Here is a 19399-nt window from a genome sequence, read left to right on the forward strand (position 1 = left end):
TGTATATGACAAGCAAAGCAATAGAGCTGAGTGCGGAAGCGCTTGGAGAAGAATTAATCGGGATACGCCGTCATCTGCATCGGCACCCGGAACTGTCCAACGAAGAATATGAGACAACAAAATATATTATTACCCTGCTGGGGCGGGCAGGAGTCAGGGTCGTAGATTACGGTCTGTCTACCGGAGTGATCGCAGAAATTGGGGGCAAGCAGCCCGGTCCGGTCATCGCGCTGCGTGCAGATATCGATGCCTTGCCAATCCAGGAGGAAACTGGAGCAGCTTATGCTTCGTTGTATCCCGGCAAAATGCATGCCTGCGGACATGATTTCCATACCGCAGCTTTGATCGGTGCTGCCTATCAATTGAAGCAGCAAGAACATCAATTGCAAGGGACGGTACGCCTGTTGTTTCAACCGGCCGAGGAGAAGGCGCAAGGGGCACAGCGGATCATTGCTAGCGGGGCGCTAAAAGAAGTCCGGGCAGTAATCGGGCTGCATAACAAGCCGGAACTGCCAGTCGGAACGATCGGTATTACGGCGGGCCCTTTAATGGCAGCGGCTGACGGGTTTGTGATTGAAGTGCAGGGTGGCAGTTCTCATGCTGCCGTTCCAGAAGCTGGGATAGACCCGATTGTAGCTGCTTCGCATATCGTGACTGCATTTCAATCCATTGTAAGTCGCAATGTCAGTCCCCTACAAAGTGCGGTGGTCAGTGTGACGCAGATTCACAGCGGAAATTCATGGAATATCATCCCCGAAAAAGCCGTGCTTGAGGGTACAATCCGTACATTTGATGAAACAGTGCGCAGCAAAGTACTTGACCGCTTTCGGGAAGTGGCGACTGGTGTGGCAGCTGCTCTTGGAGCAAAAGCCACTGTCCGTTGGATAGAAGGGCCGCCTCCGATTATCAACGACACTACCTTAGCGGCTTTAGGAGTAGAGTCCGCTGAAGCTCTTGGCTATCGAGCGGTCAAACCAGAGCTTTCACTGGCTGGAGAGGATTTTGCTTTCTATCAGCGCGTGGTACCGGGATTGTTCGTCTTTATTGGTACTGAAGGAAGCCAAGAATGGCATCATCCAGCCTTCAATCTGGATGAACAGGCACTCCCTTTGGCAGCACGATTCCTTGCGGATACGGCTGTACGTTCCCTTGAGAACTACAATTCCAGTGGAGGTGCAGAATTATAGCTGAACATAAAAGCTACGATGTAATTATCGTAGGCGCAGGCTCGATGGGCATGAGCGCTGGTTACAATCTTGCGAGGCGCGGAGTGAAGACACTACTAGTTGATGCCTTTGATCCACCTCATACACAGGGTAGCCATCATGGGGAATCCCGGCTGATCCGACATGCTTACAGCGGTGAACCCGCATACATTGATTTAGCTTTGCGGGCAGATACACTATGGAAAGAAGCGGAACAGTTGAGCGGAACAGAACTGCTTGTCCGCTCAGGCGTGTTGAATCTCGCGGATAGCACAGTATATTCCTTCAACGGTCGTCTCGAAGAAGCGAAGAAACGGAAGGTGCAGGTCCAGCATCTGGATGCCGAAGAGATCCGGCGGCGCTGGCCGGTACTGAACATACCGGAATCATTCGCAGCAATGTATGAACCAGATGCCGGGTATTTGTACAGCGAACGCTGTATTTCCGCCTACCGCCAGCTTGCCCTTGGACATGGTGCGGAACTGTTGACGAACACTCCAGTAGTGAATATTACCGCTCGCGAAGGTAGCATTACGGTTCATACGACAAATTGCGATTATCACGGAGCGGCAGCTATCCTTAGTACCGGAGCTTGGTTTGGTGCGTTGGCACCTTTTGTACATTTGCCGATTAAAGCAATCCGCAAAGTTGTGGGCTGGTTTGAGAGCTCCCCTGCTTTTGCTGCGGGTAATTTTCCTGGCTTTACGTTAGGAGCAGAGGAAGGTGGCTATTACGGATTTCCCAGTATTGATGGAGCTGGTCTGAAGATCGGCCGGCACGATACAGGGCTGGAATGGAAGCCGGGTACACAGCTTGCCCCGTTTGGCATTGAAGCCAGCGATGAGGGTGACCTCCGCAAGGTACTAGAGTCATATATGCCGGGTGCAGCTGGCCGATTGCTAAAAGGTTCTGTATGCAAATATGAACATACGCCTGATGAAGATTTCGTTGTAGACCGCCATCCGCTCCACTCCAATGTGCTGATAGCTGGAGGGTTTTCGGGGCATGGTTTTAAATTTTCTAGTGTTGTAGGTGAAATACTGGCCGATTTGGCGATCAGTGGAGTCACCGGTCATAATATCAAGCCTTTTTCGTTATCTCGTTTTGCACCACCGGATCATTCTCAAACAGATCGTATATTGGAGGGGATTTAATGAGCAGCGTTCAAATCAGTGATTTTTTAAGAACGTACCATCAATTAGTAAAGTCGACCGCCGGGTTAACGGAGGAGCAACTGAAATGGAAGGCGGCACCCGCCAGTTGGAGTGTGACTGAGGTGCTGACTCATCTGGCTGATCACAGCATCGTAGTTTCGTTCCGCATTCGTGATATTCTCGCTGCTACGACTGCACAGCTTCCCGTCTTCAATCAGGATGCTTGGGTTAGCGGTCAGTACGCCAACAGCGGAAATGCTTCCGACAATCTGGAGCTGTTCCGCAGTCTGCTTTACTATAACAGCCTTTTGTTTGAACGCCTTAGCGAAGAAGATTGGGAGAAAAGCGGAATTAATTTCAAGGGGGAGACCGTGAAAATTTCCGATATCGTGCACGGCTTCACTGCACATGTGGAGAGACATCTTGGCCAGATCGAGCGAATCAAACAGGGCGCAGCTAATGCATCGTTTGTGCAATGAGCTTAGTGAAGTCCTTACATTCAGTTCTATAGTCTGTATTTAAAACAAAACTTTTAGGAGGAATGAACATGACCAAACCAAGACAACTGAAGCTGGGTGCACTGCTGCATGGGGTAGGAGGCAGCACGTCGATGTGGCGCCATCCAGATGCCAAACCGGATGCCAGTGTAAACTTTGAATTATACAAAGAGTGGGTACAGAAGGCAGAAGAAGGCAAGTTGGATCTGATCTTCATCGCAGACGGTCTGTACATTAATGAAAAGTCCATTCCTCATTTCCTTAACCGGTTTGAGCCGTTGACCATTCTTAGCGCACTCGCAGCCGTCAGCACTAACATCGGTTTAGTCGGTACCTTGTCTACCTCGTACAGTGAACCATTTACCGTAGCACGTCAATTCGGCTCACTGGATGTAATCAGCGGCGGCCGGGCCGGCTGGAATGTGGTGACTTCACCGCTGGAAGGCTCTGCCTCGAATTACAGCAAAAAAGAGCATCCTGACCATGGAAAACGCTACCGTATTGCCACCGAATATTTGCAGGTGACACGCGGACTATGGGATTCTTGGGAAGATGATGCGTTTGTACGAGACAAGGAATCAGGTGTATTCTTTGATCCGCAAAAAATGCATACCCTGGACCATCAAGGAGAGTTTTTCTCTGTGAAGGGACCGCTGAATATTGCTCGTTCGAAACAGGGGCAGCCTGTCGTATTTCAGGCAGGATCCTCGGAAGTCGGTAAGAATTACGCCTCCAAGGAAGCAGATGCTATCTTCACTGGACACGAAACGCTAGAAGATGCCCAAGCATTCTATAACGATGTCAAGACACGGGTAGCTTCGTTTGATCGGAATCCGGATGAGGTGCTGATCTTCCCTGGAATCGTTCCAATCATCGGTGACACACCGGAGGAGGCAGAGCGCAAATACCAGGAGGTTGCTGGCCTTGTAACGATTGAGAATGCACTGAACTACTTAGGCAGATTCTTCGAGCATCATGATTTCTCGCAATATCCGCTGGATGAGCCATTCCCTGAGCTTGGCGAGTTGGGGCGCAATAGCTTCCAAAGCGGCACGGATAAAATCAAAAAGGATGCGAAGGAGAGAGGCTTGACGCTTCGACAGGTCGCCTTGCAATCGGCTACCCCACGCAGCAGCTTCATTGGCACACCGGAGCAAGTAGCTGATCAGATTCAAGCTTGGTTTGAGAGTGGTGGGGCAGATGGATTTATGATCGCGGCTGCCGTCCCTAACGGACTGGAGGAATTCATCGATCGGGTAGTTCCGATTCTGCAGGAGCGGGGTTTGTTCCGCACTGAATATGAAAGTGACACGCTACGTGGAAATCTCGGCATTCCGTTGCCGGAGAACCGCTATTCCAAAGCTTCTCAGCCAGCAGGGCAAATTTGACGGTTGATCCAGTATTCGCAATCCACCAAAACTCGAATATTGCGGAGATGATGCATTACGCCGGCCAGCTGCAGGATGAAATGATTGAATACCGTCGTGATTTGCATGCCCATCCGGAGCTACTGTATGATGTCGTCCGCACTTCTAATAAAGTAGCAGAATTGTTGGAGGAGTGGGGGATCACAGTACGGAGAAATGTCGGCAAACATTTCGGAATGGGAGTGGTCGGCCTCCTGCAAGGCTTAGCAGACAATGGTAATAGTGGGCCCACTCTTCTTCTAAGGGCAGATATGGATGCCCTGCCGATACAAGAGTGCAATGAGTTGCCTTACAAGTCAGTCAATGACGGCATTATGCACGCCTGTGGCCATGATGCCCATACCGCTATGCTGTTGGGGGCTGCCCGAACCCTGGCAGCCTTCCGCGAACGATTGATTGGCACGATCATTTTCGTCTTTCAACCAGCTGAGGAAGGCGCTGTCAAGAGTCCGCTTGATGGAAGATTACTCTCGGGCGGCCGCGATCTCATTGAGGATAACTTGCTGGAAGGTGTCGACTATGCCTACGCGCTACACGTCATGCCAGAGCTTCCAGTCGGAACGCTTGGCATTCACCCTCATGATGCCATGGCAGCATCCAGTCACTTTAAGGTGGAATTTCAGGGGACATCCGGTCATCATAGTGCTCCGCACAGAGCTGTAGATGCGATCCAGATGGCGGCACGATATATAGGAGAGATTAACGGAATGATGGCTAATCGAATCGATCCGCAGGAGGCGGCGGTGTTGGCCTTCGGAACGTTGCAGGCTGGTACTGCTGTTAATGTGATCGCTGAACATAGTGTACTTACAGGAACGTTCAGAGCATTTACCAAGACGACGGTAGCTGCAATTACAAATGGTTTACAACGCCATGCTTCAGCCATAGCTGAGTCTTACGGAGGAAAATACAAGCTGGAGCTGCGTGAGGGAATTGCAGTAGTGAACAATGCGGAAGCGGTGCAGCAGGTGCTTCATGCAGCCCGTGCAGTTCTAGGAGAGGATCAGGTAATACTTCTGGAGCAGCCAAGTCTGGCTGGTGAGGATTTTGGTTGGTATCTTGAAAAAGTTACTGGTGCCTTCGCCTTTATTGGTTGCGGCAATAAGGAGAAGGGAATTCTCCATGCTATCCATCAGCCACAGTTTAATATCGATGAAGCGATGCTAGGTCATGGTACGAGTATACTGGTTAGACTCGCAATACAGCATAATGGCTCGGTCAGCAGTGAAAAAACGTAAAAGGTACCCAACTAGGGTACCTTTTACATTTGTTTAAGCTTGTCAACTCACCAGAAATACGTTTCGAATGTGTAACCGTTTTTCCCAAAGAAAGTTATCTCCCCGCTTGTTACTTCCTCAGGAATGTCAAAAAACATGCCTTGTTTACCCGTGATATCATAGGTGTGAGTTACTTTCTTTTCATGAACTTTGTAACTTACCTCAAAATGACTGAATTGCTTCTAAAGACCTTGACCGAACATACCGACACTAACGAGTTGTCCGCTCCTCTTCACTTGGACGTCGTCTTCATCATCCCCCATGCCTAAATCCATATTCCAGTCTAAACTCCCGTTTTTTAAACGATCGACGTATTTCAACGTAAGCGATTCTACGCCATCTTCCTCTTCGATATGTAGAGTACAGCCTCATCAGGAGATTCGAGTTCAGCACGAAAGTCATGATCCGTGGTAATGATCACTGTTCTAGTTGCTACATCCCAATCAACGGAGATCCCGATTCGTTCGGCAAAAGCGCGCAATGGAACAGGATCATTAGTTTGACATTATGCAAACACTTAACTATACTTAATATAGTGACTTACTTAATTATATTTAATGGACAAATCATAAATGAATTCTAACTTCTTAAAGAAAAGAGGATAATCATGGAACAATATCGGATCAATGCAGACAACGGCTTAGAGTTTGGACTTTATACATTAGGTGATCATCTAGCGAACCCTGAAACTGGGAGCCGAATATCTGCCAAACAACGCATACGTGAAATTATTGACTTGGCTCAATTAGCGGAGCAAGCAGGAATTGATTTTTTTAGTGTAGGAGAGAGTCATCAAGAGTATTTTGCTACTCAGGCGCATACCGTTGTGCTGTCAGCAATTGCACAGGCTACTAAGAAAATGAAACTAGGTAGCTCATCTACGATTATAAGCACCTCTGATCCGGTTAGGGTGTACGAAGATTTCGCTACAATTGATTTGATTTCAAATGGTCGAGCTGAAATAATAGCTGGCCGTGCCTCTAGAGTGGGGTTATATGAATTATTGGGCTATGATCTTAATAATTATGAGGAATTATTTGAAGAAAAATTCGACTTGTTATTAAAGATAAATGAAAACGAAGTTATGAATTGGAAGGGAGAATTTCGTAACCCTCTCAAAAATGCAAGAATCCTCCCCCGTCCTGAGGGAAACTTACCGATATGGAGAGCTGTAGGGGGAACTTCTGCCAGTGCGATCAAAGCAGGCATTGCAGGTGTACCTATGTTTTTGGCCCATTTAGGGGGTCCCGCAGTCTTGTTTAAAAGATCCATCGATGCTTATCGTGAAGCTGCGAGCCAGAACGGATTCGATCCGTCGAAGCTGCCTGTAGCGACTGCTGGATTCTTTTACGCGGATGAAACTACACAAAAGGCACAAAGAGCCTATTATCCATATATAAACGAAGGAATGAAACTAACCAATGGACGTGGTTTTCCTAAACAGGCGTTTGCTCAAGGAGCCGATCCCCGTGATGTTATGAATATTGGCAGCCCACAGGAAATCATTGAAAAAATTCTATATCAACATGAACTTTTCGGCCATCAACGATATATCGCACAAATGGATTTTGGTGGCGTGCCTTTTGAAAACTTAATGAAAAACATAGATTTAATCGGTTCTGAAATTCTACCAGCTATTAAAAAATATACGGCAAAAAAATAAACTCCAGGAGGTCAGAAATATGAAAATTGTAGCATTATCAGGGTCAAAGATAGGCTCGAAAACCAGAATCGCTATGAATTACACAGTAAATTCGTTTCATGAAAAATACCAAGATGCAGAAGTTACGCTTCTAGATCTGGCGGAGTATGATGTTCAGTTCAGTGATGGTCGCAATTATCTGGAATACGAAGGGGACACCAAGTACGTAATTCAAACAATCATGGAAGCAGATGTTATCGTAATCGGAACGCCTATATTTCAAGCTTCCATCCCAGCAACACTAAAGAATATATTCGATTTAGCACCCGAAAAAGCATTTCAACACAAGGTTGTAAGTATGCTCATCACGGCAGGTTCTGCACGTCACTATCTGGTAGCAGAGCAGCAATTGAAACCGATATTGGCCTATATGAAAGCGCAAATTGTTCAAACGTATGTATTTATAGAAGAGAAGGATTTTTATCGAAAAGAAATAGTAAATGATGATGCGTTATTCCGTATAGATCGCTTAGTGGAAGATACCTATGTACTCTCTGAGACTTATGCCAAAATTCGAGAGGCTGAAGAAGCTAAATATGGTTTCTAAGGAAGATACTTTTTTTCAAGTTCACCCTTCATCCATTAGGATGAGGGGTTATTTGTACAATTTCTTTCCAACAAGGCTCCCAGTTGCGCTGCTAATTCTAGATAAGTTACAGGTCTTTCATTCTTAAACCACCATTCAACGACACCCACATAAGAAGAAGCTAGAAATTGTACGACTAGCTCTTTATTTAAGCCTTCGTTTTTACCTTTTGTGATATCCACTTCGTCTTTAAACTCTTCGATTAGAAATTCTAGAAAGCGACTCCGGAAGAAAGGTGCTCCTTTACTAGCCAACATCATGGAGAAAAATGCATAGTTACTCTCAAAATATTCCATCCAAAATTACAGATCCCGTTACAAAATCCAAATCAGATGCTGCTTCACATTTCTCACGAAGTTCATTGATATGGTTCTCGATAAGTTTATTAAGTAGATCATATTTATCCATGTAGTGAAGGTAAATGGTACCACGACTCACGTTTGCTTTATCTGAGAGTTCCTGTAGGGTTATATCGTCAAATTTTTTTATGGACATTAGGTCAATTACAGCTGTCTTCAAGGCTTCCTGTGTTTTTAAGGATTCTTCGATCAACTTTAGGCAATTTGCTCACCGAACTTTCTTTATTCATCAAAAATAGAGTAAGAATTCTTTATATAACATACTATAACAAACTCATCAAAGGGGATATCTGTTTGAATTTATTCACTTAAATCTAAGAAGTGATATCAATATGTTTATCTAGTAATCGTTTATTTTGATGAGAAAAGTGTTTAATAGGAGGGTTAGATAATGGGATTAACAGATGCAGCAAAGACGTATAATGAAAGAATGTTTCCAGGCTACAAAATTATATCTCAATGCATCCCTTTCATAGGTTATCCGCGTAGTCTTAATGCTCTGCGGTGTGTGAATGAAGCAGCAGCTAAATCGGAATAAGAAGTTTAGGAGGGAATGATTATGAACAATCGTACATGGCTAATTACAGGTGTCAGTAGTGGTTTTGGTTATGAGATGAGACGCTTATTTGCAAATGGTGTTTACAGATCCAGTGCCGCTTAATACCGCGATTGGTAATGTAACTTTTGCTCCAGGCGCCCGAAATAACTGGCATGCGCATCTGGTTGGCCAAGTTCTGTTAGTCACCGGAGGAAATGGGTGGTATCAGGAAGAAGGGAAGCCTGCCCAATTGCTCAAAACAGGTGATGTGGTCAACATTCCACCTAATGTAAGACATTGGCACGGTGCGACAAAGGATAGCTGGTTCGTGCATTTGGCCATGACGCCAGGGGAAACGGAATGGTTTGAGGCACTTTAGAAATTGAATCTTATAAAAACTTAGAAATGGAGGCATGCTCTGTGGAATATATTAAATTTGGAAATACGGGAATGGACATCTCACGGATTTGCCTTGGTTGTATGAGCTTTGGAGAGGTGTTGCCTGGAGGGCATCAATGGGTGCTTGATGAGGAGAACAGCCGTCCTATCATAAAAAGAGCGCTAGAGCTCGGCATCAACTTTTTTTGATACAGCTAATATTTATGCAAGTGGTTCTAGTGAAGAAATTATCGGACGTGCGCTTAAGGACTATGCGAATCGGGAGGAAATTGTTCTTGCCACGAAGGTCTGGGGTCAGATGCGTCCAGGTCCAAATGGTGGTGGGCTTTCCCGAAAAGCTATTATGAGCGAAATAGATAACAGTTTGAAGAGACTTGGAACCGATTATGTGGATCTCTATATCATACACCGCTGGGATTACAACACACCCATTGAAGAAACCATGGAAGCCTTGCATGATGTGGTGAAGTCTGGAAAAGCCAGATATATCGGTGCCTCTGCCATGTATGCTTGGCAATTTCAAAAAGCATTACATGTGGCCGAGAAGAATGGCTAGACTCGTTTTGTATCCATGCAAAATCACCTTAATCTCATCTACCGCGAAGAGGAAAGAGAAATGATGCCGCTCTGTCAGGATCAAAAAATTGCGGTAACTCCTTACAGTCCTCTAGCATCAGGAAGATTGATTCGAGATTGGTCGGAAGTAACGCGTAGATCCGAAACCGATCTCATTCAAAAATCCAAGTATGATTCAACCGCTGATGTAGATCGATCAATTGTTGAGCGAGTAGCTTCATTGGCAGAGAAACGCGGTGTTCCGCGTACACATATCGCACTTGCATAGATGCTGCAAAAAGCTTCTGTAGCTGCGCCTATTATCGGTGCAACGAAAATCGCTCAGCTCGTAGATTCAGTAGATGCGCTATCGGTGAAATTATCTCCTGAAGAGAGAGATATTGTTCCTAGAAGAACTGTATGTTCCGCATCCCATCGTAGGAGCCCAGTAGTTACTGATACCTATAAGCCGTACTATATGTACTTAACCATCAACGGATAACACCTTTAGGTAAACGAATTTAATTAAGCCTGTGATCAGAACCAAAGGATCATAGGCTTTTTTTACGCAATAAATGATTTAACGTAATTCACTTGGAGTCCGCTGTTTAATTTGTTTAAATACTCTGTTGAAGGTACGGATATTAGTGAAACCACATTCCAGCGCGATCTCCAGAATGGATTTGTCTGTGGTCAGCAGCAGTTGTTCTGCCTGATTAACCCGGATGTTGCTGAGGTACGCAATATAGCTCATACCTGAAATGCTCTTAAAGAAGCGTGAGAAATAAAAGAGGCTCATATTGGCTTGGCGTGCAGCGTCAGCAAGTGTGATGGAATGCATATAGTTGACGTCGAGATATTCAAGAACCTCCTGCATAATCTTCATGTTAGTAATACGCCTTTTGTCTTTCTGTGGATTTATTTTATCCAAAGGGACATGCCGTAAAATGAGTCCACTCCATTCGTGCAACAAGCCAATGATTAACTGTTCATGATATTCAAGCTTCTGATTATATTCGCGCATAAGCTCCTTCATAATGGCAGAAAGTCGGTTGTTGATAGCTACTTCATCTTCTCTAATGACTAAGCACTTATCAATAAAAGGAGAGGTCAGTCTCACATTCAGAGGCCACCCTCCAGGAAAACCGATTAAAGAAGGATTAAAAATAATCATCATTATCTTAGAACTGCCGTCCTTGCTGTCATAGTAATGAATGTCTCCGCTGCTACATATAGCCATGTCACCAGCTTCCAAGATCCGCGTTTCCGAATTGATTCCCATCCGAATGGAGCCCTCGAATACATAGACTAATTCAAGATCATTATGCCAGTGGGCTAGGAAATCTATATCATCAGACACTATTACTGTGAAAGGAAAATTCGAATGATAGGTTCTATTTTCGTGAAAAGCTTTCATAGGATCTCCTGTTCATGCGATTTGAATTGAATGTTCTCCTTTAAAACTTAGCAAAAAATGACCATTCACACAAGTGAAATGGCGAGCAGATATCTCCAATCTGGATTACAATTTCATCAGATGGAAGTAAGCTAGTTTTCATATAAAAAGGAGATTGCAGCATGACGAATAAGGCATTGATTGTAAAAGGTGGATGGGATGGGCATGAACCTAATGAAGTAGCCGCGATATTCGCTGGCATACTTGAAGCTGAGGGTTTTGAGGTCGAAGTGTCTGATACACTAGATAGCTTCAACAATACAGAGAAGCTTGCCGAATTAAGTCTTATTGTACCGGTGTGGACCATGGGAGAAATCAGCAATGATCAGGTATCTTCCGTTCTTAAGGCTGTAGCTTCTGGCGTAGGAATTGCCGGTTGTCATGGAGGGATGTGCGACTCCTTCCGTAACAATACAGATTGGCAATTTTTGACCGGATCTCAGTGGGTGGCGCATCCATTTAACGATGGGGTAGAGTACGAAGTCAATATAGTACACTCTGGCTCAAGCGCCATTGTGGAGGGCATCCAAGACTTTAAGGTGAAATCGGAGCAATATTATTTACATGTGGATCCAGCGGTAAATGTTATAGCAACAACTACGTTTGTAATGAGTGAGGGTGAGCATTCAGCGAATGGTGTCATCACAATGCCCGTTGTATACACAAAAAAATGGGGAACAGGCAAGGTTTTCTATAATTCACTTGGACATCATGCCGATGTTTTCGATATTCCGGAAGCCAAGGAACTGATGCGAAAAGGTTTTTTATGGGCGGCTAACTAAAACTGAGATAAGGTGGGAATGATCTTGCGCAAAGTGAAGGTAGGTATAGTTGGCTGCGGAAACATCAGCAGCATTTATTTTGAAAATTTGAACGGTACCTTTGTTAATACTGAGGTGTATGCTTGTTCCGACTTGGATAAAGAAAGAGCAGAGCAGGCAGCGCAGAAATATGGAGTTCCTCATGTGTGGACGACAGAGCAATTACTTGCTTCGGAAGAGGTTGAAATTGTTGTTAATCTGACAACGCCTAATTTTCATTTTGATGTGTGTAAACAAGCCTTGTTAGCCGGTAAGCATGTGTATGTGGAAAAGCCATTATCCCTTTCCCTAGAAAATGGCGCAGAGCTAGTTCACCTGGCGAAGGAAAAGAATCTGTTCCTCGGCTGCGCGCCAGACACTTTCCTCGGAGGCGGACTGCAAACCTGCAGTAAGCTGATTGCGGACGGCTATATCGGACAACCGGTGGCAGCAACAGCCTTTATGCTCTGTCATGGACATGAAAGCTGGCATCCAGATCCGGAATTTTATTATAAAGCCGGTGGCGGACCGATGTTTGACATGGGACCCTACTATCTAACTGCCCTAGTGTCTTTGCTGGGCCCAGCAAAAACAGTATGCGGCATCACTAAAACTTCCTTTGCCCAAAGAACCATTACTAGCGAAAAGAAGTTTGGTAAAGTCATTGATGTAGAGGTGCCTACACATGTTGCCGGAACAATTGAGTTTGACAGTGGTGCTGTGGCAACGATGATCACCAGCTTCGATACTTGGCATAGCACATTGCCGAGAATCGAGATCTACGGATCGCAAGGAACTTTGATCGTACCGGACCCTAATAACTTTGGAGGGCCGATCCTTCTACGTCCGGCACACAGCCCGGAATTCCATGAGATTCCGCTTATCTATAACTATGCAGATAATAGTAGAGGCATTGGCGTAGCTGACATGGCCCGTTGCATCGACACAGGGGAAACGCCGCGTGCAAACGGAGAACTCGCCAATCACGTACTTGAGATTATGCATGCGTTCCATACAAGTTCTGATTCTAAACGGTATGCGGAGCTGGTCACCAGCTGCGAGCAACCCAAACCATTGCCGCTTGGCTTAGTTAAAGGATATTTAGGATAGCCTATACCTGAAATAAAATACTAAATGTAACGCTGCAGTTAATCAGCATTCAAAAGAGTAGAAGACGGATCGATCTGTCTTCTACTCTTTTTGGTCTGATGAAGCTCTGATTTCCGGTACATTAGCGGTGTAATCCCATATTTATCTTTAAACGATTTCTGGAAATGACTTTGACTGGAGAAACATAGGTATGTGCTTATTTCACTAATCCTTTTGTCGGAGAATGCCAGCTGATCTTTGTCTTCTTCTAGCTTGCACTGTTTAATAAAAACACTTAAATCAAAGCCCAGTTTCTTTTTAACTTTTCGTGATAGATAGGGTCGACTATAGCCCACATGTTTGGCCACGTCGGTGAATGGAGAAGCAAGCCGTAATCATTACTCCCCGGGTTCAGTGTGTGAATGGTTATTCGATACAGTTGGAGGCATACGTATATCTGGAGAAAATTCCTTTATTATTCAACTTGTACCCGGAGGTACTTTAATTTATGCCATTGCGAAATATGTCAGCATATATGGAACTGTAACTAGCAAATGGTGAATCACATATTGTAACCTGCGGAACATTTATTTATGAGATATAAAAACGCGTTTGGAATTGATATTTAATAATGTTAATAATAAATCACCTAAAGAATCGGTACTCTTACCAGGAAATCTTAAAAGGCATTTTGATAATACGAGCAAGTCTGCTTATGTGTGGCTGCATAAGACCGTATGTTGAACCTTGGTTCTGACATGCGGTCTTATTTTTTACTTCGTGTTATATTACATAACATCTACTATCATCTGTTTGAAGAAATTACATTACAGCAGCTATCGGATGTGTCCAGACTCAATCCAAACTATTTATCACAGCTCTTCAAGAAAGAGTTAGGGTTGACTCTGATGAATTTCATTCAAAGAGAACGTATAGAATAAGTAAAAAAACTGTTAGATCTTTCAAATGATATAATCTCATCGATTGGTTCGCGACTTACTTTTTTATGATTAAGCGCATTTCATCAAAGTATTCAAGAAGCATGTGGGTGTAACACCAAAGCAGTATAGGAATCGAAGTGTAAGAGTAAATACATGAAATTAGATAACTACTGATAAATCTGGACAGTACGCGCCAGGTGTTGCTTGGGAACTGGGGAATCAATTCCTGAACTATGTCTGGAACTCAGAGGCAACAGACAAGTGGAAGCAATTCAAAAAAATTCAATGAAGGTGCCAAATCATCACCGGCCCTTGGCTTCACATTTGACAGCGAACCAGTCAAATCAGAGGTGGGGGCACTTGCAAACGTTTTAAGAGAATATCAAAAGATGCTTGAGACGGGGTCGGTCGATCTGGACAAAGAGTTGCCTAAGTATATCGCTGCCCAAAAATCAGCCAGCCTCGACAAAGTCATCGCTGAGAAGCAAAAACAGCTTAACGAATTCCTTGCAAGCCAGAAATAATCTCACAAGTATACAAATAAAAGTCCCAGTGGATGCTTTTTTTGACATGCTCTTTCTCTTAAAGTATGCTTTAGACATCTAATTCAAGCATAGGAGTGGATATAGTCTATTGACTGTATTCACTTTTTTCTTTGTCATTACTATGAGGAGGTTAATTCATGGACATAATCATTAGACAAGAAAAAATTGAAGATAATAACGAAGTGTACCATGTAGTCCAAAAAGCATTTGAGAAGGCAGATTACTCAGACCATGATGAACACAACTTAATAAATAGACTTAGAACATCAGCGAAGTTTATTCCGGAGTTGTCACTTGTAGCTGAATACGATAATGAAATCGTAGGACATATTCTTTTTACAGAAATAAAAGTGGGGGACCAGACTCTGATTGCGCTAGCACCTGTTGCTGTATTACCAGAAATGCAAAGCAAGGGTATAGGGAAGCTGCTCATTACTGAAGGGCACAGAATCGCAAAACAGCTTGGCTATAAGGGCGCTGTTGTTTTAGGTCATGATAAGTATTATCCGAAGTTTGGTTATACAAAGGCTAGTCAATATGGAATAGAGGCACCCTTTGAAGTTTCTGACGATAATTTCATGGCCGTTGAGCTTGTAGATGGCGGTCTTTCAGATGTCCATGGTGTTGTAGAATATGCTAAAGAATTTTTTGAAAAATAGATTAAAGTGCTCCAATGGAGAAGGAAAACCAGTCATTTTTAACGACTTTGGGTTTCCTTTTTTTTATATTTAGGCAAGTGACGTTCCTTAAAACTTAAATCGAATATCGAAAACGACTTGACGAACGATAATATCCTGTTTAAACTGAAGCAGTGATTTAGTAAATTAGTAAATTATAAAATCAGTAAATTAGTAATTGGAGTGAGGCAATGAAAATAACCACAACGTTAAAGTATAAACCGGTTGTCATGTCAGGAAGTTTCGAAAAGGTGTGAAAATCTGTAAAGGATAAGGGGTATTAAAATGTTTTCCAATCGTTATGTTCGGACAGTTATTCTCTCCCGTATGTTGTTGCAGCTCGGAATATGGATACGGAATTATGCCGTCCTTCTTTATGTTTCTGAATTGACAAATAATAATCCGGTAGATGTATCTTTGATATCGGTTGCTGAATTTGCACCGATCTTTATATTTGGTCTGATTGGAGGGACCTTTGCTGACCGATGGCGACCGAAGAGAACCATGGTATGGAGCGATTTGTTATCTGGCTTGTCCGTGGGGGTGGTGCTGATTTCGGTTATGAATGGCGGATGGGTTGCACTTCTCATCGGATCTTTCGTGTCAGCAAGTTTATCTCAATTTTCTCAGCCTTCGGCCATGAAGCTGTATAAGAGACATGTACCAGCTGAACAACTGCAGGGGGTTATGGCGATGTCCCAAACACTTGTCGCTGTCTTTACAGTTTTGGGACCCGTTATCGGTACGTTTATTTTTATAAAGTTTGGAATTAAAGTATCTCTAATTCTGACAGCCGTAATGTTTCTAGGATCCTCGCTTATATTGTCGTCCCTTCCACGGGATGAAGAGGAACCGAAGTCTGGAAAAGCCAGCGGGTTCATTAACGAGTTAACGGCTGGCCTACGTTATATTGGGTCGAGTAAACCCTTAAGAACACTTAGTTTAACTTTCTCGGCTGTGGGATTGGCATCTGGACTAACTCAGCCGCTTCAAATCTTCCTAGTCATCGAAAATTTGGGTAAGGATAAACAATTTCTGCAGTGGCTCGTGATGGCTAATGGAGCATCCATGTTAGTTGGCGGAGCTGCCATAATCGCGATAGCCAAAAAAGTAAGACCACAGCTACTACTGTTGATAGGCTTGCTCGTCAATGCCGTCTGTACGGTTGGAATGGGTGCGTCTAAGGAAATATGGCTGACGATTATTTTTTTAGTCATCAGTGGTTTGTTTTATCCTTGTATTCAAGGAGGGATTCAAACACTTCTTGTACGGAATACCGAAGGTGCTTTTATTGGACGGGTTTCGGGAGCGATAATGCCTATTTTTATGGGAATGATGGTCGTTGGCATGTTCATTTCCGGTTACCTAAAGGATACGTTCTCCCTAATGGGTGTATTTATGACGAGTGGTGTTTTTGTGGTTATCGGTGCGCTTTTTCTGCTTCCCATTGTTGTTAAGAAAAGAAGTAAGAGTGAGCATAATCATTCCATGAATATTCAATAACTACGATAAGGAGAGAAAGAAATGGATATGAATAAACGCAAAGAGCTGATCGAGGAGTACAAACAAATTAAGATTTATATGGGTGTTGCTCAAATCAAAAACCAGGTTAACGGCAAAATCTTTATTGACAGCTATCCTAACTTGAAAAACAAATGGCTTACCCTGCAAATGCAGCTGGATTCAGGGAGATTTGCAAATGCCCAGCTCCAGAAGGATTGGAAAGAATTTGGTGCCGATGCGTTCATGTATGAGGTACTGGAACAGAAGGAAATAGATAAGGTAACAGATATGCGCTGGGAACGGAAGAAAATCTTAAAACCATGGTTAGAGAAGTTACAGCCATACGGAGATAGAGGTTATAATAAACCACGAATTGACTAACAAGTAAATCCAAGCTAAGATAAAACCGTCGTTTAGTAAATTAGTAAAATAGTAACTGGAGGAAGAAAATAATATGAAAATACCTACAACATTAAAACATAAACCTGTTGTTGTATCGGAAAATTATGAGCAGGTTGACGGCCGATTGGCAGGAAATACGGACGCAAAAGGTCTTTCTCTTGGATTGGCCCAGTGGAACGATAGAGGAAAAGTCGATATATCAGCTAAGGTATGGAGATATACTGGAGAAAAATGGTCCAGACAATCGGAGGAGCTTCCTCTCCATCGTGTTCTTGATTTGTCCATTCTGATTTGTCGGTCTTTGGAACATTTTCGGGAAGCGTATCGATATGAGAATTTATATGACACTGAGCAGCCTATAATTGATCGAATTGGCTTGCAAGGGGATGCCATGACCGTAGGAATCTGTACGGACAATGAGCGAATTAATGAAGATATTAAACTGTTCAGTCAAGCGCTGAGCGATGATGATGAAATGATCGGTGAGCGTCTGAGCACGTTATCCAAAATATTAAAGGATATGGGATATTAATTAGGAAGTGGCAGTCAATCGGGGCAAAGCAGCCTTCGTGACTGTCACTTTTTTATTGTAATCAGTTTATATGCTGATGGAACACCTATCGGATGAGAAATCGTTTAATTGAGAGCACTTTACTAAAAGATAAAATGAGAGAATTAGGCAATGATTTAATACTATTGTGGTATCTGTTTAGTAAAGAATTGTTGCATACTTGAATAGTACTCAAACTAATTTGACTAAACTTCATGAGAAAGGAAGAGCACAGAAGCGCAAGCGTAAATTAGGAAATAGCGGCTTGGAAGTATCGGTAGTAGGGCTTGGCTGTATGGGAATTGGCTCAAAAACCATATATTCTCCCGATTCCAGGTACTACAAAATTAAACAGATTAGAAGAAAACCTATTTGGAGCCGACCTTAAATTAACAACGGAAAATGTAAATCATCTGAATGAAGCGATTTAGAAGTTGGATATTTAATATAACTTGATAAAAGAGGGGTTAACCATATTAATGAGTTAACTCCTCTTTTATTTATTAGACGTCTCTATGGGATGTTTAAGGATAATTTAATTATAATTGTTTTTACTATCCAGATTGTCAGTAGAAGCTGATAAGCTGTACATTAACTGATCGGGTTTGGACGCATAAAGTAAAATTACAGGCTAAAGGAGAGATTTTTTGACAAATAATGAGGTTGTTGAAATTGCTGATGTGTATTTACTACCATTGATATCGGAGTTGTACGAGTTGAATGGTTATGAAATTCAGCCCATTCCGGCACATGATGGAGGGCGTAATGTCGTTTATACTTGTGAAAAAGAAGGTACTGACGCCAAAATACTCAGAATCGCCTTCCTAAATGACAGAAGCCGGGAAGATTTTTTAGGTGAAGTTGAGTATGTTAGGTATTTATTTGAGCATGGCGGAAGTGTCTCGAATGTAGTCAACTCCCTAAAGGGGAATCTGCTGGAAGAGATCATTCATAATAATCATACTTTTTTTATCTGCCTGTTTAGTAAGGCTAAGGGGAAATTGCTTGTAGAAAATAATTATCGGTACCGGGAAGAAGCTCCAATTACAGAATACTATTATAACTGTGGTAAGGTTCTAGGGAAAATGCATGAATTGTCGAAAAGATATACTCCTGTTCATCGTCGGCATAGTTTTTTTGACAGATTTAATGCCGAATATATTGATAAATTGATACCTGACTCCTTATCTCTCCTTAAAGAGAGATTGGTAAAACTTCTTAAAACTTTAGAAGAATTGGACAGGAATCTTGAGTCATTCGGTTTGATCCATTTTGATTACAATGATGGGAACTATTCGATAGATTTTGATACTGGACAAATCACTGTGTATGATTTCGATAATTCATGTTTCTGTTGGTATATGTTTGATCTGGCAGGTCTCTGGACACAGGGCGTGGGATGGACACAATTCGAACCAGATGCTGTTAAACGAAAGAAGTTCATGGATGATTATTTTGAAGTAGTCCTAAAAGGATACAGATCTGAGACCGCGGTAGATCAGTCAATGATGGATAAGCTCCCCTTATTCATCCAAGTGACGCTCATGGAGAATATTGTAGATGCATTCGAGGTAATGAGGAACAATGGTGTAGTACCCACATGTGATGAGGAATTATCCTATCGCATAAAATGCATGGAAGACGACATTCCGTTTATGGGTTTTTTCGATGACATTTACTCGTGTGAAGAACCATTTGAATATGAGGAAAGAGATATTAGTCTCTAATTTATAGGAG

Annotated in this window: 20 protein-coding genes and 4 pseudogenes; 20 read left to right on the plus strand and 4 right to left on the minus strand. The window is 43.1% G+C overall.

The features are described from left to right. Positions 1-5 precede the first annotated feature (5 nt). The 5 genes from NST74_RS14995 (at position 6) to NST74_RS15015 (ending at position 5521) form a co-directional block, all read left to right on the plus strand. Positions 6-1187 carry an amidohydrolase gene (locus NST74_RS14995; RefSeq protein WP_341112916.1) on the plus strand — a complete coding sequence of 394 codons (1182 nt, stop codon included), beginning with the start codon at positions 6-8 and terminating at the stop codon, positions 1185-1187. Then, a complete protein-coding gene (gene solA / locus NST74_RS15000; protein ID WP_341115899.1) occupies positions 1184-2359 on the plus strand; it encodes an N-methyl-L-tryptophan oxidase in 1176 nt (391 codons plus the stop codon). Before NST74_RS14995 ends, solA begins: the two co-directional genes overlap by 4 nt. Further along, on the plus strand, positions 2359-2838 hold the full coding sequence (locus NST74_RS15005) for a DinB family protein (protein WP_341112918.1): 480 nt from the start codon (positions 2359-2361) through the stop codon (positions 2836-2838). Before solA ends, NST74_RS15005 begins: the two co-directional genes overlap by 1 nt. Positions 2839-2906: 68 nt before the next feature. Next, the gene (locus NST74_RS15010) at positions 2907-4244 is read left to right on the plus strand and encodes an LLM class flavin-dependent oxidoreductase (protein ID WP_341112919.1); all 1338 of its coding nucleotides are present in this window, start codon (positions 2907-2909) and stop codon (positions 4242-4244) included. Continuing rightward, on the plus strand, positions 4241-5521 hold the full coding sequence (locus NST74_RS15015) for a M20 metallopeptidase family protein (RefSeq protein WP_341112920.1): 1281 nt from the start codon (positions 4241-4243) through the stop codon (positions 5519-5521). Before NST74_RS15010 ends, NST74_RS15015 begins: the two co-directional genes overlap by 4 nt. A gap of 370 nt (positions 5522-5891) precedes the next feature. Here the strand turns inward: NST74_RS15015 and NST74_RS15020 are convergent, their stop codons facing one another. After that, on the minus strand, positions 5892-6041 hold the full coding sequence (locus NST74_RS15020; RefSeq protein ID WP_341112922.1) for a stalk domain-containing protein: 150 nt from the start codon (positions 6039-6041) through the stop codon (positions 5892-5894). A gap of 126 nt (positions 6042-6167) precedes the next feature. On the opposite strand from NST74_RS15020, the gene NST74_RS15025 reads away from it, so the two are divergent. Further along, complete coding sequence (locus tag NST74_RS15025; RefSeq protein ID WP_341112923.1) at positions 6168-7223, plus strand: LLM class flavin-dependent oxidoreductase; 1056 nt, start codon at positions 6168-6170, stop codon at positions 7221-7223. A 19-nt stretch (positions 7224-7242) separates the two neighbouring features. After that, positions 7243-7809, plus strand: coding sequence for an NADPH-dependent FMN reductase (locus NST74_RS15030; RefSeq protein WP_341112925.1), 567 nt, complete (start codon positions 7243-7245; stop codon positions 7807-7809). A gap of 35 nt (positions 7810-7844) precedes the next feature. On the opposite strand, the pseudogene NST74_RS15035 reads toward NST74_RS15030, so the two are convergent. Continuing rightward, positions 7845-8410: pseudogene (locus NST74_RS15035) on the minus strand (TetR/AcrR family transcriptional regulator). A gap of 188 nt (positions 8411-8598) precedes the next feature. Between NST74_RS15035 and NST74_RS15040 the strand changes: the two are divergent. From NST74_RS15040 to NST74_RS15050, 3 genes and pseudogenes are all read left to right on the plus strand, one after another. Beyond that, the gene (locus tag NST74_RS15040) at positions 8599-8745 is read left to right on the plus strand and encodes a hypothetical protein (RefSeq protein WP_341112927.1); all 147 of its coding nucleotides are present in this window, start codon (positions 8599-8601) and stop codon (positions 8743-8745) included. A gap of 79 nt (positions 8746-8824) precedes the next feature. Beyond that, positions 8825-9124 (plus strand): annotated as a pseudogene (locus NST74_RS15045) (cupin domain-containing protein); the annotation flags it as partial. 41 nt (positions 9125-9165) lie between these two features. Then, a pseudogene (locus tag NST74_RS15050) lies at positions 9166-10151 on the plus strand (aldo/keto reductase). 128 nt (positions 10152-10279) lie between these two features. On the opposite strand, the gene NST74_RS15055 reads toward NST74_RS15050, so the two are convergent. Beyond that, entirely contained in the window at positions 10280-11116 is an 837-nt protein-coding gene (locus tag NST74_RS15055; RefSeq protein ID WP_341112929.1) for an AraC family transcriptional regulator, read from the minus strand. Positions 11117-11277: 161 nt separating this feature from the next. On the opposite strand from NST74_RS15055, the gene NST74_RS15060 reads away from it, so the two are divergent. Together NST74_RS15060 and NST74_RS15065 are read left to right on the plus strand one after the other, a co-directional pair. Continuing rightward, positions 11278-11937, plus strand: a complete 660-nt coding sequence (locus NST74_RS15060) for a ThuA domain-containing protein (protein ID WP_341112932.1) — start codon at positions 11278-11280, stop codon at positions 11935-11937. A gap of 24 nt (positions 11938-11961) precedes the next feature. Next, positions 11962-13065 (plus strand): Gfo/Idh/MocA family protein, encoded by a 1104-nt coding sequence (locus NST74_RS15065; RefSeq protein WP_341112933.1) that lies wholly within the window; start codon positions 11962-11964, stop codon positions 13063-13065. 38 nt (positions 13066-13103) lie between these two features. Here NST74_RS15065 and NST74_RS15070 read toward each other — a convergent pair whose 3' ends face one another. Beyond that, positions 13104-13412, minus strand: coding sequence for a helix-turn-helix domain-containing protein (locus NST74_RS15070; RefSeq protein WP_341112934.1), 309 nt, complete (start codon positions 13410-13412; stop codon positions 13104-13106). 649 nt (positions 13413-14061) lie between these two features. On the opposite strand from NST74_RS15070, the pseudogene NST74_RS29990 reads away from it, so the two are divergent. The 8 genes and pseudogenes from NST74_RS29990 to NST74_RS15105 form a co-directional block, all read left to right on the plus strand. After that, a pseudogene (locus NST74_RS29990) lies at positions 14062-14142 on the plus strand (AraC family transcriptional regulator); the annotation flags it as partial. A gap of 76 nt (positions 14143-14218) precedes the next feature. Then, positions 14219-14509, plus strand: coding sequence for a DUF3502 domain-containing protein (locus NST74_RS15075; RefSeq protein WP_341112936.1), 291 nt, complete (start codon positions 14219-14221; stop codon positions 14507-14509). Positions 14510-14667: 158 nt separating this feature from the next. Continuing rightward, positions 14668-15189: a GNAT family N-acetyltransferase gene (locus NST74_RS15080; protein WP_341112937.1), complete on the plus strand. Its 522-nt coding sequence runs from the start codon at positions 14668-14670 to the stop codon at positions 15187-15189. 303 nt (positions 15190-15492) lie between these two features. Next, positions 15493-16710, plus strand: a complete 1218-nt coding sequence (locus tag NST74_RS15085) for an MFS transporter (RefSeq protein WP_341112938.1) — start codon at positions 15493-15495, stop codon at positions 16708-16710. A 21-nt stretch (positions 16711-16731) separates the two neighbouring features. After that, positions 16732-17091, plus strand: a complete 360-nt coding sequence (locus NST74_RS15090) for a GIY-YIG nuclease family protein (RefSeq protein WP_341112939.1) — start codon at positions 16732-16734, stop codon at positions 17089-17091. 73 nt (positions 17092-17164) lie between these two features. Further along, positions 17165-17644 carry a DUF6530 family protein gene (locus tag NST74_RS15095; RefSeq protein WP_042127831.1) on the plus strand — a complete coding sequence of 160 codons (480 nt, stop codon included), beginning with the start codon at positions 17165-17167 and terminating at the stop codon, positions 17642-17644. A 320-nt stretch (positions 17645-17964) separates the two neighbouring features. Beyond that, a complete protein-coding gene (locus NST74_RS15100; protein WP_341115900.1) occupies positions 17965-18093 on the plus strand; it encodes a hypothetical protein in 129 nt (42 codons plus the stop codon). A gap of 216 nt (positions 18094-18309) precedes the next feature. Further along, positions 18310-19389: a phosphotransferase enzyme family protein gene (locus tag NST74_RS15105; RefSeq protein WP_341112941.1), complete on the plus strand. Its 1080-nt coding sequence runs from the start codon at positions 18310-18312 to the stop codon at positions 19387-19389. The last annotated feature ends 10 nt before the right edge of the window (positions 19390-19399 follow it).

Origin of the sequence: Paenibacillus sp. FSL F4-0125, assembly GCF_038008565.1 — a bacterium.
Lineage (GTDB): Bacteria > Bacillota > Bacilli > Paenibacillales > Paenibacillaceae > Paenibacillus_AQ.